This is a genomic window from Azospirillum isscasi (genome assembly GCF_030849505.1).
Lineage (GTDB): Bacteria > Pseudomonadota > Alphaproteobacteria > Azospirillales > Azospirillaceae > Azospirillum > Azospirillum isscasi.
In genome coordinates this window covers 1-14,146 of the sequence record NZ_JAUJFI010000149.1, presented here as the reverse complement: position 1 = coordinate 14,146, position 14,146 = coordinate 1, and the positions used below count along the sequence as shown (strand labels likewise).

At 68.9% G+C, this 14,146-nt stretch carries 16 protein-coding genes and 2 tRNA genes; 6 read left to right on the top strand and 12 right to left on the bottom strand.

Going from position 1 to position 14,146, the window contains the following annotated elements:
* On the bottom strand, positions 1 to 2,158 hold a 2,158-nt coding region (locus QSG27_RS22730), incomplete at its 3' end, for a helicase-related protein (RefSeq protein WP_306710154.1).
* Between the two features lie 108 nt (positions 2,159 to 2,266).
* On the opposite strand from QSG27_RS22730, the gene QSG27_RS22725 reads away from it, so the two are divergent.
* Positions 2,267 to 2,716, top strand: coding sequence for a hypothetical protein (locus QSG27_RS22725; RefSeq protein WP_306710153.1), 450 nt, complete (start codon positions 2,267 to 2,269; stop codon positions 2,714 to 2,716).
* Positions 2,717 to 2,723: 7 nt separating this feature from the next.
* Here the strand turns inward: QSG27_RS22725 and QSG27_RS22720 are convergent, their stop codons facing one another.
* Positions 2,724 to 2,852, bottom strand: a complete 129-nt coding sequence (locus QSG27_RS22720; RefSeq protein WP_306710151.1) for a hypothetical protein — start codon at positions 2,850 to 2,852, stop codon at positions 2,724 to 2,726.
* Between the two features lie 155 nt (positions 2,853 to 3,007).
* On the opposite strand from QSG27_RS22720, the gene QSG27_RS22715 reads away from it, so the two are divergent.
* A complete protein-coding gene (locus QSG27_RS22715; protein ID WP_306710149.1) occupies positions 3,008 to 3,508 on the top strand; it encodes a hypothetical protein in 501 nt (166 codons plus the stop codon).
* 49 nt (positions 3,509 to 3,557) lie between these two features.
* On the opposite strand, the gene QSG27_RS22710 is transcribed toward QSG27_RS22715, so the two are convergent.
* From QSG27_RS22710 to QSG27_RS22690, 5 genes are all read right to left on the bottom strand, one after another.
* Complete coding sequence (locus tag QSG27_RS22710; RefSeq protein ID WP_306710147.1) at positions 3,558 to 4,355, bottom strand: Crp/Fnr family transcriptional regulator; 798 nt, start codon at positions 4,353 to 4,355, stop codon at positions 3,558 to 3,560.
* A 191-nt stretch (positions 4,356 to 4,546) separates the two neighbouring features.
* Entirely contained in the window at positions 4,547 to 4,942 is a 396-nt protein-coding gene (locus QSG27_RS22705; protein WP_306710145.1) for a Gas vesicle protein V, read from the bottom strand.
* Between the two features lie 71 nt (positions 4,943 to 5,013).
* Positions 5,014 to 5,517 (bottom strand): hypothetical protein, encoded by a 504-nt coding sequence (locus tag QSG27_RS22700; protein WP_306710143.1) that lies wholly within the window; start codon positions 5,515 to 5,517, stop codon positions 5,014 to 5,016.
* 81 nt (positions 5,518 to 5,598) lie between these two features.
* A complete protein-coding gene (locus QSG27_RS22695) occupies positions 5,599 to 5,784 on the bottom strand; it encodes a hypothetical protein (protein ID WP_306710141.1) in 186 nt (61 codons plus the stop codon).
* Positions 5,778 to 6,023: a hypothetical protein gene (locus QSG27_RS22690; RefSeq protein ID WP_306710139.1), complete on the bottom strand. Its 246-nt coding sequence runs from the start codon at positions 6,021 to 6,023 to the stop codon at positions 5,778 to 5,780. Before QSG27_RS22690 ends, QSG27_RS22695 begins: the two co-directional genes overlap by 7 nt.
* Positions 6,024 to 6,160: 137 nt before the next feature.
* On the opposite strand from QSG27_RS22690, the gene QSG27_RS22685 reads away from it, so the two are divergent.
* Positions 6,161 to 7,456: an AAA family ATPase gene (locus tag QSG27_RS22685; protein WP_306710136.1), complete on the top strand. Its 1,296-nt coding sequence runs from the start codon at positions 6,161 to 6,163 to the stop codon at positions 7,454 to 7,456.
* A gap of 10 nt (positions 7,457 to 7,466) precedes the next feature.
* Positions 7,467 to 8,348 (top strand): HNH endonuclease family protein, encoded by an 882-nt coding sequence (locus QSG27_RS22680; RefSeq protein WP_306710134.1) that lies wholly within the window; start codon positions 7,467 to 7,469, stop codon positions 8,346 to 8,348.
* Positions 8,349 to 8,511: 163 nt separating this feature from the next.
* On the opposite strand, the gene QSG27_RS22675 is transcribed toward QSG27_RS22680, so the two are convergent.
* The 4 genes from QSG27_RS22675 to QSG27_RS22660 form a co-directional block, all read right to left on the bottom strand.
* Positions 8,512 to 8,587, bottom strand: a tRNA-Ala gene (locus QSG27_RS22675).
* Between the two features lie 30 nt (positions 8,588 to 8,617).
* Positions 8,618 to 8,704 (bottom strand) — tRNA-Leu (locus QSG27_RS22670).
* A gap of 190 nt (positions 8,705 to 8,894) precedes the next feature.
* Positions 8,895 to 11,858, bottom strand: a complete 2,964-nt coding sequence (locus QSG27_RS22665) for a hybrid sensor histidine kinase/response regulator (RefSeq protein ID WP_306710132.1) — start codon at positions 11,856 to 11,858, stop codon at positions 8,895 to 8,897.
* 197 nt (positions 11,859 to 12,055) lie between these two features.
* Positions 12,056 to 12,202 (bottom strand): hypothetical protein, encoded by a 147-nt coding sequence (locus QSG27_RS22660; protein ID WP_306710130.1) that lies wholly within the window; start codon positions 12,200 to 12,202, stop codon positions 12,056 to 12,058.
* Between the two features lie 193 nt (positions 12,203 to 12,395).
* Between QSG27_RS22660 and QSG27_RS22655 the strand changes: the two genes are divergently transcribed.
* Together QSG27_RS22655 and QSG27_RS22650 are read left to right on the top strand one after the other, a co-directional pair.
* Positions 12,396 to 12,608, top strand: coding sequence for a hypothetical protein (locus QSG27_RS22655; RefSeq protein ID WP_306710128.1), 213 nt, complete (start codon positions 12,396 to 12,398; stop codon positions 12,606 to 12,608).
* A gap of 117 nt (positions 12,609 to 12,725) precedes the next feature.
* Complete coding sequence (locus QSG27_RS22650) at positions 12,726 to 13,208, top strand: MarR family winged helix-turn-helix transcriptional regulator (RefSeq protein WP_306710127.1); 483 nt, start codon at positions 12,726 to 12,728, stop codon at positions 13,206 to 13,208.
* Between the two features lie 318 nt (positions 13,209 to 13,526).
* Here QSG27_RS22650 and QSG27_RS22645 read toward each other — a convergent pair whose 3' ends face one another.
* Positions 13,527 to 13,907: a hypothetical protein gene (locus tag QSG27_RS22645; RefSeq protein ID WP_306710125.1), complete on the bottom strand. Its 381-nt coding sequence runs from the start codon at positions 13,905 to 13,907 to the stop codon at positions 13,527 to 13,529.
* Positions 13,908 to 14,146 lie beyond the last annotated feature (239 nt).

The following is a 14,146-nucleotide window of genomic DNA, read 5'->3' as shown; positions in this document are numbered from 1 at the left end:
GCCCGGCGGACCGCGCGCCGCGCGTGGCGAGCAGCTCGGCCAGACGCCGGCTGACCTCGGCGCGGCGGCTGCGCACCGCCTCGCGTTCCGGGAACAGGGCCGGGAACTTGCGCGCCGCCCAGTAATAGAGGTCGCAGGCCCGCGACAGCCCTTCCAGCGCCGCCCCATCCATCTCGTCCAGCCGCGCCGGGACGAACCGCCCGAGCGGAGACGGATCTCCGGCCTCCACCGCGCCGACGATGGCGGCGAGGATGCGCGCCTCCGCCTCGTCCTCCAGGTCGGCGGGGATCAGCAGCAGGTCCAGCTTGGCGGACAGCCCCAGCCGCCGCTCGTCCAGCATCGCCGCCAGCCGCCGCATCCCGGACAGGTCGCCCAGCCGGTAGGGCGACCCCGCCGTGCGGGCGTCGGCGAAGCAGTCCAGCAGCAGCACGGCCTCCTCCGTCCCGACATGGCCGGCCAGACGGGCCAGCATGGCGCGGGTCGGGCGCACGGCCAGCGGGGCGTCGGGCCGCAACCGCCCGTCCGCCTTTTCCAGCAGGCTGCGCAGGGCCTGCGGCGTGCCCCGCCCGACCACGCCGAATTCTCCCGACTCGAACTTGCCGAAGCGCCCGGCGCGCCCGGCGATCTGCTTCACCTCGGTGGCGGTCAGCGGGCGGACGCTGTTGCCGTCGAACTTCTCCAGCGCGGTGAACAGCACGCGGCGGCAGGGCAGGTTCAGACCCATGCCGATGGCGTCGGTCGCCACCACCACGTCGGCCTCCCCGGACAGGAAGCGCGCGGCCTCGCGCCGCCGCACCTCCGGCGCCAGCGCGCCGTAGACCGCGGCGACCGACAGGCCCTTCGCCCGCAACGTGTCGCGCACGGCATGGATCTCCCGGCGGGAGAAGGCGATCAGGGCGTCGCCGGGCGCCACCTCCTCCCAGGTCAGGCGGCGGTCGATCAGGGTCAGCGGCACCTTGCGCTCCAGCTCGATCACCTCCAGCCGCTCGCCCAGATGGGCCGCCACCCGCTCCACCAGCGGGCGGGCCTCCGGCGCGCCCAGGATGTAGACGGTCTCCGCCGGGGCGCCCATCAGCGCCGCCGTCCAGGCCCAGCCGCGGTCGGGGTCGGCCAGCATCTGGATCTCGTCGATCACCGCCACCTCGACCGGGCGGTCGGGGTCCATCACCTCGATGGTCGAGGCGGTGTGGCGGGCGCCCGGAGTCGCGATCGCCTCCTCCCCGGTCAGCAGGGAGGCCGGCGTGCCCTCGGCGTTCAGCCGCTCCATCACCTCCAGGGCCAGCAGGCGCAGCGGCGCCAGATAGAGGCCGTCATAGGCGCCCTTCAGCGCCTCGATGGCGTGGTGGGTCTTGCCGGAGTTGGTCGGGCCGACCACCAGCACCAGCCGCCGGCCCAGCCCGCGCGCCACCGGGAACAGGTTTTCGTAGCGGGCGAGGTCGAAATGCCGGTCCACATAGGCGCGCCCGCGGGCCTCCGCCCGTTCGCGCCGCCAGACGGCGAACTCGCGGTCCCAGCGCTCCAGCAACTCGTCCACCCCGTGCCGGTTGCGGGCGGCGCGGGACAGCCGCTCGGCCAGCGACGCGAAGGTCCATGAGTCCGCCATCCCTTCCGCCGCCCCGTCCGCCTCCGCGGCGTAACGGTGCAGGCGGGCGGCGGTGCGGGACAGCGCGTCCTCCAGCGCGGCGGCAAGCGCCGGGTCGCCCTCCAGCCGCAGCGCCAGATCGTCGTCGTCGAGGTCGGCCAGCTCCATGGCGTCGAGCACGCGGGAAACCTGGAGCCGCACCGGGGCGGGCAGGCCGGGCCAGGGCAGGTCGTCGCTGCGCACGGCCTTCACCCGTGTCCGGTCCTCCGCCGGGTGCAAGCTGGTGGACCAGCCTTCCAGCGCGCGGCGTCCCTGGGCGAGCAGATCGTTGCGCCGTTGCGCGCGGTCGAGCGTTCCCTGGATTTCCAGAAGCACCGCCTCCTTCCGTTCCGCGGGGACCAGCAGGTCGCGCTTGCCTTTGGGCAGCGGCAGGCCGAGCGGAACCAGCCCCAGCCCCTCGCCATGGGCCACCCGCGCCACGCCCGCGGCAGCGGCGGTCACCACGTCTGGGTGGGCGCTGGCCAGTTCGTGCACCAGATGCGGGTCGGCGGAATCGGCTGGGGGGATCGTGTCCATCGGATGGGCTCTGAAGACCTTTTCGCAAATTCGCACTGGCGGTCCGTGCCCATCCATGTCATGAGCCACGTCCCGCAGGGGCACCTCCGGCCCCCAAGGCATCAAGCCATGACCAGACCGCTCCGCGCAAAGATTCTCCGACCCGACCTCGACCCGGCCAACCGCAAGGGCGCCAGCGGGGAGAACCGCTGCCGCTGCTGCGGGCGGCCCGGCGGCACCGTCGTGCGCTGCCTGCCGGACGGGCGGTGGTACGACGCCGCCGACCAGACCTGGCGCGATGGGCGCGGGCGGCGGGCGGCCTGGCCCGACGTGGTGGAGTATGCCGAGACGCGGGATTTGCAGGTCGTGGTGCGCCCGGTCCGCCCGTCCGGCAACCCGGAGGCCCGCCCGAAGAACCTCTGCCGCCGCTGCCACATGCAGGAGGAGGCGCTGCGCAACGCCGTCCGCTCCCGCATCCGGGCGCGGATGCGCCGGGCGCTGGGCGACCTGTTCCTGGGCGACTACTCGTCCCCGGGCATTTTCGAACGCGCGATGGCGCTCTACCGCCGCAAGCCCTGACGGCCCCCTATATCGGTTCCTGCGGCTCGCCGGGCATCGGCGGGGCTTCCACCGGCTCGTCCGGCGGGGCGTCGGGCGGCATCGGCATGGGGATCGGCACGTCGGGCGTCTGCGGCGGCGGCGGGTAGGGGCTCATCTCCGGTCTCCGGCAACGGGGCGGGGCTGCCCTGTTGAAACACCGCCTCTGCGCAATCGCTCCCCCGGAGCCGCTCCCCCGGTGCGGCGCATGACCAAAATCAAAGCGGTGGGCCGGATCATCGCGGAAGATGCCTGCGAAAGGATCGCCCGCCCATGCCCAGAAGCTTCATCATCGCCCCGCTTGCCAAAACCCAGGCCGATCAGGCGCTGCCCGTCGTCCAGACCCTGCACCGCGACATGACCCTGGACGAGTGGCGGGAGGTGGTGGCCCTCTTCCTGCGGTCCGGCGGCGACGGCGGCGTGATGGCCTGCGAGATGAGCGACGGCCACATCCGCGGCCTGTTCTGCTACCGCGTCAGTGCCGAAGGGGCGATCCGCGTGCTGACCGTGCCGATCTTCATCGCGGTGGGGCTGTTCGACGCGGCGGCGACCTCGGCGGCGCAGGCCGACGGCATCGACCTGCTGGCCCGGAAGCTGGGCTGCGCGTCGGTGGTGGTCGATGAACGCGGCTGCGTCGTCGCGGCGACCGCGCCGAAACTCGACGCCGCGGGCCTGTTCACCCGGCTGGGCTACCGCCGGGTCGGGCAGGCCTTCGTGAAGGACGTGGGGATGGATTTCGGCGGCGACGGCTATCCGGTGGCGGGCCGGGCCTGAGCCCGACCGGCCTGAACGCGGCCAACAGGATGGCGGTCCGAACCGGGGATCAGGCGGTGGCTTCGAGCGCCGCCGGGTTCTCGATGCGGATGCGGTCGTTGCTCAGGCGGGTGATCGCCCCTGCCTCCTCCAGCTTGCGCAGCACGCGCGACAGCGTTTCGGGACGCAGGCCCAGATAGGCGCCGATGTCCACCTTCGGCATGGGAAGGAAGACGCTGGGCGTGCCGTCCGCCAGGGGCCGCGAGCGCCGCGACAGGGCGAGCAGGAAGCTGGACACCCGTTCCATCGCCGTCTTGCACCCGAGCAGCAGGATCTGGTCCTGCGCCGCCGACAGCTCCACCGAGGTCATGGCGAGCAGCCGCCCCTGCACCGCCGGGTGCCGCTCCATCAGCCGGTGCAGCGCCGTCCGCGACATCCGGCAGACGGTGGAGGCAGTGACCGTCTCCGCCGTGTAGGCGTAGCCCGTGCCGACGGCCAGCCCGATCACGTCGCCCGCGGTGGCGAAACCGGTGATCTGCTGCCGCCCGTCCGGCAGGGTCTTGTAGAGCTTCAGCATGCCCGACATGACGGTGAACACGGCCGTGGCCTCCTCACCCTCCATCACCACCGGGGTCGCCGACAGCAGATCCAGCGGGCGGGACGCCGCCGACAGGTCCGGCAGATCCCCCGTGGTCAGCGCCCCGCACAGCCCCTTGCTCCGCGCCGAGCAACCGGCGCAGCGGCCCGTCACCGGCTCCGCAGCCCGCGACTCGTGGGTGCGCGTCGCGGTGGGGGCCGGCGGCGGGACGATGGTGGCCATGGCGGCGGCCGTGGCGGCGGTGGCGGTGGCGGCAACAGAGAAGGTCATGTCTCGTACCCCTGGGCTGTCTCGCTTCGGCGCCTTGGATGGCGCGCTCGCTTCGGACGTCAGGTTCAGACTAAGGTCTTAAAACCAAGCCCAAGGTATGAGATTCGATCAAGACCCGCCCTGATCTGGATCAACCGGACGGTGCGGAGGGCTGAGACGGTCCTGCCCCTCGAACGCCGCTCCGCCGCGGTTCAGAAGGTCCGACCGGGCCGTCCACGCGGCGGGAAGCGGCTCGACGTGGCCCGCATGCTGTTTTCCGGCACGGGGACGGCGCCGGGGTCCGCATTCTCCTCGCCACCATGGGACCGGCGGGCTTCACGGTCCATCATCCCCGCGGCCTCCGCACGGGAGATCGAGGATTCCAGCTCGCGGATGCGTGCCTGCAGGCTGCCGACGACCGCGGCGCCCGCTTGGCGGGACCGGAACTGTTCCAGATCCTGCTTCAGGCGGAGCAGTTGACCCTTCTGTTCCTGAAGGCTCGGCCCATCCCGGCGCTTGGTCACGCGATAGACTTTTTCGTCGAATCGGTTCACTGCGTTTCTCCTGTCTGTTCTTAAGCAGATTGGGTCTGCGCGCGTCAGCACCATCGTTCGAATGGGATAGTCCCTGCATTTCCACCGGCGGTGGCAGCGAAGGCGGCGGCGGTCGGTGGCGGCTGTCAGGGCATCCGCTCGTTGACGCTCCGCTCCGCGGCGACCGCCGCGGCCAGCGCGTCGCGGTACCGGCGCAGCCGCGCGTAGACGGGCCAGGCCATGCCGACCAGAGGGTCGCACCAGTGCACCAGCACCAACAGGCCCAGCCCTGCGAATCCACCGATCATGGCGCCATAGAGCAGGCCGGGCAGGGCGCCCAGGATCCAAGGATCGGACAGCCGCCCGGCGTCGTAAGCCTGGACGCCGGCCATCCACACGGTCGCCGCCAGGGCCAGCAGAGCCCCGACCCGTCCCGGCGCGTACCAGATCCGCAAATCGTCCCGCGTCAGCCCGTAATCCTCGGGCACCGGACGGGCCGCCGCCTCCGGCGCCACCGTCTCCGCCACGGTGCGGCCTGCCGGCGCACCGCAATCCGGGGCGGGGCCGGAAGCCCCGCAGGGAGTCCCGCCACCCTCGATCACCCGCCAGCGCCGCCGCGGGCAGCCTTCATCGTCGTCCAGCCGTTCCATCGGGCGATATTGCGCGGACCGGCGGGTTTCGGCAACGGTCCCTTGGAGCCGTGCCCCCGTCCGGGAAGGCCGGAGCGCCCGTCAGCCCGCGGCGGGCCGGTCCACGGGATGCCCGCCTGCATGACCATCCGCATGGACGGGCGCGGCGATCCCGGCATCGGGCGGCAGGACCTCGCAGTCCGTCTCCTGCGCGTACTTCACGATGGTGCCGTCGATGAGCCGCAGATCGTAAGAGGGGCGGCCCCCCAGGGTCCGCGCGATCACCATGGCGTCCCGTCCATGATGCCGGACCTTCGTGCCCAGTCGCAGCATGGTTCCAACCCTCGCATCCCGTGTTTCGTTAACGAAACCTTATTCCGTGCCGCGCCGGCGGACGAGCAACAAAAAGCGGGCGGATTCGCGCGGGCGGGCAGCTTGTCGCGCAGGAAGGGCAGGATCCCGCCGCGATGGCGGTTCATGATCCGGTCGATGCCGACGTCCAGCTTTTCGCGGTCGAGTTGGAACATTCCCTCCAACCGGCGGATGGCGGGACTTGGCACGGTCAGGAATGCTATGGGTGGGGCCGAGGCTGGCGGAGACCTGGAACGCGCGTGCCCGATGCGCGCAAACCCGCTAGGATCGCCGCATGGTTCGGAGGGGTCGAATGCACATCACCAAGCTGGAAATCAAGAACATCCGCGCGCTCGAACATTTCACGATCGAGCTGACGCCGGAAGAAGCACCGGGCTGGCATGTGATCATCGGGTCGAACTCATCGGGAAAGTCCACGGTCATCCGCTCCATCGCGCTGGCGCTGATCGGACCGTTGGACGCGCGTGTCCTCAGAGAGAATTGGCGGAACTGGCTGCGCAATGGAAAGGAAAGAGGAGAGATATCTATTACGGTAACTCCGTATGAGGAGGATTTTGTCGAATACGAAACGTCCGAGGAAGCGTTGTACGGTGACGCTGAAGATTTCAGCGCTTTGGTCAAATTTAAAGATTTTCCGGCTGATGAGAAAAGGCCCCGCCGGGTACTGATAGGCACTCCCAGACGGGACAATCCGATTTGGAACGAAAATTCGGTGCGCTTCGCGTCGTCGTTTGGGGCTTTTCGTAGAATTTCCACCGATGACGGACGATTTGGAAAGATATTCGAGGCGTCTCCGCGCGTTGCGCCACACCTTTCGGCGTTCGGAGAGGACATTCCGCTGTCAGCCGGCTTGGCGCTCATTCAGACCCTTCACGTCAGAAATCTTGAAGGAGACAAATCAGCCGGCCGGCTCATGGAGAAGATCAAGGCATTTGTTAATGAAACAAAATTGCTTCCATTTGGGGCGAGAATCACGGATGTGACGAGCGAGCATGTGACGTTGCTCGATGGCGAAGATAATGAAGTAGATATCCAGCAAATGAGCAGTGGGTACAAAGCAATACTGTCAACTATATTTGAAATAATCAACCAAATGGTATATATTTATGGAGAAGATAAGGTTGCAAAGGCGATCAACCTTAAAAAAGGTGGTATAGATATTCCGGGCATTGTGAGTATCGATGAGGTCGATGCCCACCTCCATCCTTCCTGGCAACGCGATATCGGTCATTGGTTCACTCAGCGGTTCCCCAACATCCAGTTCTTTGTGACCACTCACAGTCCGATCATCTGCCGCGCCGCCAAGTCGGTCTGGAAGCTGCCGAACCCCGGCACCGGGGAAGCGGCGGAGCGGGTGAGTGGGCCGGCGTTGAACCGGTTGATCTACGGCTCGATTCTCGACGCCTACGGCACCGAGCTGTTCGGCGCCGATGTGGCGCAGTCGGATGAAGGCCGCAAGGCTCGTGAGGAACTGTCCCGCTTGAACCGCAAATCCCTGAACCGCCGCCTGAGCGAAAGGGATGCTATGCGGATGACGGAGCTGCGGGCGATGCTGCCGTCGCGCGCCAGCGACACTGCACCGGAGTGAGCGCGCAGCCATGTTAAGGCTTCCCGACGGTACGCTGGACCCGGCCACGCAGACCTATATCGATTCCCGCCAGGCCGAGATAGACGGGTTACCCAACTATGCCGACCGCGTGGCCAGGGGGAAATCCCTATGGGACAACAAGAAGGGACCCAACGCCGGCGATGCCGCCTTCAAGGTGATCCGGGACGAGTTGGAGCACATGTGCTTCGGTGCCGTGCGCTGCGCGTATTGCAACGATTCCGCGGCGGATGAGATCGAGCATGTGCTGCCCAAGGATTTCTTTCCCGATCAAGCCTTCCGCTGGTCGAACTACGTCTTCGCCTGTGGTCCCTGCAACGGAACCTACAAGTCGAACAAATACGCTTATCTGGATGCGCGCGGTCGGCGGCATGACGTTACGCGGGTCGGCGGCGCGGTGCTGACACCGCCGCCGGTTGGGCGCCACGCCCTGATTGATCCGCGGACGGAAAATCCGTTGAATTTCCTAACTCTCGATCTGCTGGCGAACGATCCGGTCCACGGCTGGATCGAAGGGGAATTCTTGGTTGTGCCGCTCCCGCGTCTGCGCGCGGCGGACAGGGTGCGGGCGGAATACACCCGCGAGACTTTGGGGCTCAACCGGCAGCTCCTGCTCGACGCCCGCCGCAATGCCTATGGCAGCTTTCGCGCGCGGATCGTCGAGTATGCCGGGGCAAAGGCCGGCGGGGCGCCGCAAATCCGCTTGGACGCCTTGCGCGACGGCATTCTGCGGATGCCGCATCCGATGGTCTTCGTCGAGATGCAGCGCCAGCGCCGGCACAAGCCGCTGAAGGATCTGTTCGCCCCGGTTCCGGAAGCGCTGACCTGGACCTTCGGGCGGCTGGCGCCTGTCACGCGGCCTGCGCCAGCGTGAACGGCTGCCGCCTCTCCACCAGCCGCCTCTCCACCAGTGACGCCTCATGACCCGGCCATGCCGGCCACGGTTTCTGTCCGCCGCGTCCTTGTTGGAGTCGGTGCGAATGCAGGGGCCACAACAAGGAAAAGCCGGCAACCCGTCGAGGTTGCCGGCTTCATGATGGTGGAGCCAAGGAGGATCGAACTCCTGACCTCTACAATGCCATTGTAGCGCTCTCCCAGCTGAGCTATGGCCCCACTATACTCTCAGACCAACACAAGAGGTGTTGGTGCGCTTGGAGGGACTCGAACCCCCACGGCCTTTCAGCCACTAGGACCTGAACCTAGCGCGTCTACCAATTCCGCCACAAGCGCATCGTCTGCTCTTTGTCCCGCGTCCCTTGGGGCGACGCGGGAGCGCTGATATAGCCGTACCGCAGCCGGCGCTCAAGCGAAAACTGTCGAGGCCGTCATTTTTTCGGAGGGGAGGGCCGCTCCCGTCGGCGCACCCCGGACGCGCCGGAGGCTACGACTTTCCCCCTTTCGCGCGGGGTAACCGCCGCTGCTACTCTGACTTTGCCCCAAGGGCGTGTGCCTCCCTGTTTTGCACCTCAAGGGCCCGCCGTTCATCCGGACGGCGGGCCGCTTTCTTTTCCGGCGTCAAGCGCTCCGCCCCCGCCGGCGTTGCCGCCGGTTTCGCCATGGCGCGGTCGAGGACGCGGCGGAGCTGGCGCGGCGTCACAGGCTTGCGGACCACCTCCAACCCATGGGCGGCGGCGTCCGTCTCGCATTCCGGGCCGGCCTCCCCGGTCAGGACCATGGCGGGCACGTCCCATCCGGCCATGGCGCGGATGCGCACCACCGCCTCCGTTCCGACGCGCCCTTCACGCAGGCGGTAATCGACCAGCATCACGTCGGGCATGCGCCCGTCCGCCTCGACCTTCGCCACCGCCTCGTCGGTGGAGCCGGCGATCCGCACCTCGTAGCCCCATTCGCGGAACATATCGCGCAGCCCCAGCAGGACGATGGCGTCGTCGTCCACCAGCAGGGCGCGCGGCGCCTCGGCCCCGCCGGTGAAGGGGGAGGCCGTCATCGGCGGCGGGGCCGGCGGCACCGCCTCCACCGCGGCCAGGGGGACGGTGACGGCGAAGACGGAGCCGCGGCCCAGTTGGGACCGCACCTCCACCGGATGGTCGAGGATCGCCGACAGGCGCTGGACGATGGCGAGCCCGAGCCCGAGCCCGCGCGCCCGGTCCCGCTCCGGGTTGTTGATCTGGTGGAATTCCGCGAAGATCCGGGTCAGCTGATCCGGCGGGATGCCGATGCCGGTGTCGCCGACCTCGATCCGCACCCGCTCCTCCTGAACGCGGATGGAAAGCTGCACGCCGCCGCGCTCGGTGTATTTGACGGCGTTCTCCAGCAGGTTGCGCACCATGCGGCCCAGCAGCACGCGGTCGCTGCGCACCGTCACCGTCCGGTCCAGCACGATGCGGAAGGCCAGCTTCTTGCTTTCCAGGATCGGCGCGTAGGAGGTGGCGATCTCGTCCAGCAAGCCGTTCAGGGCGAAGGGCTCCACCCGCGGATCGACCGCCCCGGCGTCCAGCCGCGACACGTCGAGCAGGCTGTCCAGCAGCCCCTTCAGCGTGTCCAGACCGCGTTCCAGCATCTCCAGGCTGCGCTGGCCCTGCTCGTCGCGGATGAAGCGGTGCAGGATGCCGGTGAACAGGAACATGGACTGCATCGGCTGGCGCAGGTCATGGCTGGCGGCGGCGAGGAACTTCGACTTGGCGCGGTTGGCCTCGTCGGCCTCCTCCTTCGCGTGCTGGAGCGCCAGCTCCATCGCCTTGCGCTCGCCGACGTCGCGCAGCGTGCAGATCGCCAGGGTGACCCGCCCGCCGGCGTCGCGGACCGGGGTGGCGCTGACCGACAGGGTCATGGCCGTCCCGTCCGGCCGGGTGTAGGGCATGTCCTCCTGCTCCAGCGTCTCGCCCTTCAGCAGGGCGCGGGAGAGCGGGCAGCGCCCCTCGCCGAAGCAGGCGCCGCCGCTGCAGGCCCGCGTGCCGCCGCAGTCGCAGCCGACGTTGGGCGGCGGCGGACCGCCGAGCAGGCGCAGCGCGGTGTCGTTGACCTTGACGATCCGCCCCATGGGAGCCTCCGCCACCAGAAGGCCGGAGGGCATGTGCTCCAGGACCGCTTCCATCAGGCTGCGCTCCGCCTCCAACTGCCGGGTGAGGAGCGTGCGCTCATCCTCCAGGCGCCGGCGGTCCGTGGCGTCCCGGAAATAGAGGGCAAGCCCCTTGCGCGAGGGGAAGGCGCGGACGGCGAACCAGACGCCGCTGCGCGGCCCCCGGGTCTCGAACTCCACCGGCTCGCGGTTCTCCATGGCCTGCTGCAGCGTCCGCCCGGCGTCGCCGGCCATCAGCTCCGCGAAGACGGCGCGCCCGTTCCGGCCCACGGCGTCTCCGGACTCGGGCAGCAGCGCCCGTGCCCGCTCGTTGACGAAGACGACCCGCCAGGACCGGTCGAGTTCGGCCACGGCGTCCGTCGTGCTCTCCAGGACCGACGCCTTCTCGACCACGGTTTCCAGCATCCGGTCGCGCACGCGCAGGAACTGCCGCATGCCCCAGGCCGCCCCCAGGCAGCTCAGCAGAAGCACCCCGCCGAACAGGGCCAGCGAAAAGACCATGCTGTCCTGGACCGGACGCATCGCCGCGTCGCGGTCGATCCCGATGGCGATCATCGATTCGCGGCTGCCGGTGTCCAGGGGGGCCGACACCACCATCCGCTCCGTCCCGCCGTCATCGTAGACGGCGACCGACCGCGAGCCCCGCGCCGCCCGCATGGCTTGCAGCATGGGGGTTGGCAGGGGCTTGCCGATGGCGTCCGGCATCTCCGGCAGGCGCGCCACGGCATGTCCCTGGCGGTCGGCGATCACCATCTCCATGCCGGCGGGAAGCGGACGGCGGCCCAGATCCTCCTCCAGCCAGCGGGCGTCGAGAAGCACCGTCACAACCCCGCCCGCCACCCCGCCCGCCACCCCGCCCGCCACCCCGTCCGGGGCGGGGTAGGCCAGCCGGAAGGGCAGGATTGGGCGCTGGTTGGGATCGCGCAGCCCGTATTCCCCCGTCGTCAGGGCGCCGGTGGCCAGAGCGTTCTGGAAGCTGCGGATGCCGCCGAGATCGACGCCCAGGGAGACCGGATCGGTCGCGCACCACACCCGGCCCCGCCGGTCCGCCACCTCCACCGACAGATAGGCGGGGTAGCGGGCGCGCAGCCGGTCCATGGTGTCCTGACAGGTCGGCGATCCCGCCTGCGGCACGCCGGATTCGACGATCGTCGCCAGCGCCTGCCGCGCTTCCGCGGCGATGCGCTGCTGCTCGGCGTCCAGCAGGTCGAGAAGGCGCAGGGTTTCGTTCCGCACCTCGTTCTCCCGATCCTGGCGCAGGCTGTGCTGCGTCATGAACTGGAGCGCGGCGAGCGGCACAACGGCGGCCACAAGCAAAAGAAACAGGCGCAGATAATGGGGCATCGCCAAAGAAGTCTGATAAAGGAAGGCAGCCTCCGCCGCGCCCGGTCGGTTCGAACCGTCGCGGGAAACAGCAGGCAAAAGGACCGCCGGCGTGGATGTCCTTCAAACTCCACAAGGCGTTCATGCCACATGGGTGGTGAGATGCAATGACTAACGGGCCGATTAACTCCAATTTGCTCCGCCCCCGGAGGGTCCTTTCAGCGGCGCCCCAGGAAGAAGCCGGCCAGCGCGCAGCACAGCGCGGTCACGACGACGCGCAGGGGCGTCGGATCGTAGGACACCACGGCCACCAGAAAGGCGAGAGCCGCCGCCACCGTCAGCGCACCGGTCGTATGCATGCGCATCGCCTCTCCCAAAGCTGCCCCATCCGGCAAACAGGCATGCCCGCGCTGCGTCACGGCGGCGGAAGACATAACCGTTCCGGGCAACCCAGGGTCCCGATTGCAACGGTGAATTTTCATGGCGCCGCCCGCATTCCCGTAATATTTCTCAATTGTAATCGGCGCCCTTGCCACCGTTCTTCCGCGCGAGCCGACCATGCCGTGGAACCGCACGCCCTCTTATCAGGCCATCACCTTGCTGCGCCGGCACAGCCGGGAATGCCGTGGCCTGGAAACGCGCGAGTATCTGGTCGCGGTGGAGCGCCGGATGGTCCAGCTTATTGATCTGGAGGGCGATCCGGAGGGCGGCCGGGAGGAGCCGGAGGCCCGCGGAAAGGCCGCGCTGCCGCTCCATCATGCGGCAGAGTGACCCGGACCTCCCTCATATTTCAAGACGGTAACGTAGTAAGCCGCTCCTGAAACACAACCGACATAGATCGGTGTTAAAGGCCAAAGTGTCGTTCATAGACACGAGGCCGCTGGGTTCATGGCGCTCCCGACCGAAATGGCCGGCAACGATACCGCCGACGGCAGGGAGGGGTGCGACGTCGCCCTTTGCACCGTCTCCGCCGAGTCCATCCACAGCCGCATCCGCCGCGTCCATCAGCGCGCCACCGCGATGCTGAGCGACGCGCTGGCCGACTTCAACCTGACGGCGCCGCAATGGGCGGCGCTGGCGGCGCTGCACCAGCACGGGCCGATGTCGCAGATCGATCTGGGCCGCAGCATCGCCATGGACCCCGCCACCATGCAGGGCGTGGTCGTGCGGCTGACCGACCGCGGCTATCTGCTGCGCAGTCCGGACAGCCTGGACCGCCGCCGCAACCTCGTCAGCCTGGCCGAGAGCGGGCGGCGGGTGGTGGAGACGGCGGGGCCGGCCATCGCACGGGCCGAGGCCGAACTGACTGGGCGCCTGTCGGCGGACGAACGGAACCGGCTGGCCGACCTGCTGGCCCGCCTGTGCGCATGACGTCCGGCCTTCCGGCCAAGGGAAGGCAGGAACGGTGCGGGCGGCCAATGGTTCGGGTTAGCCCGAGTTATGCACATTGACCTGCACGGCGTCCTTGACTCTCCGAATGTTGCTTTTTTGTTTTTCCGGACCCGTCTGAAACCGTTGAAACCCGCAAAAGCTGAGCAATTCCGCCATTTCACTGATGCCTGAAATTTGGGCAAATCGGTGGAGGCCGTGGATTCACGGCCATGCTCACAGGTTGCTCCCGGATTCGCTCACAGAGTTACCCACAGCTTCTGGGGATATCCCGATATTGCGGGTAGGGTTGACCCGCCCTCAGCCGGTCACCCGCCATTGGCCATCGGGGTCCAGGCAGGCCGTTCCGACGAGCGTCGCGGGGCGTCCGCCGACGACGCCGGGCATCCGGAAGTCGCGGCAATAGCGCCCGCCGGGGCCGAGGTAGGTCGGGGAGGTCCGGGTGGCCAGCGGGGCCGCCGGGGCGGGCTGGGGGACCGGCACATAGACCACGGGCGGCGGGGGCGGGGCATAGAGGGGCGGCGGAAAGCCGAAGGCCAGCGGCAACGTGACGCTGAAGCCGAAGAAGTTCCCGCCATGCCAGCCGCCGCCGGCCAGCGCCGGGACGGGCAGCAGCAACAGGGCGGGCAGGAGGAGGGCGCACAGCCGCGCCGGGAACGAAATGGCCGGGAAGGGGATCATGGCGCACCTCCGCCGCGGCACGGGACGGGGTGCCGCCGGAAGAAAGATGGGGACGGAAAAAGGCGCCGTCGAGACGGCCCCTTTTGTACGTTCCCGGCAGCGGGGGTCCTGCGCGGAGGCTTCACATGGCCGTGCGGACGGCTTCCGCCCCGTTGCGCGTGTCGGCGGCGCGGGCCGGGGTGGCCGAAGACGACGATTGTGGGGCCGGCTGTGCGGGCGCCGGGGCCGGCTGCGGGGCG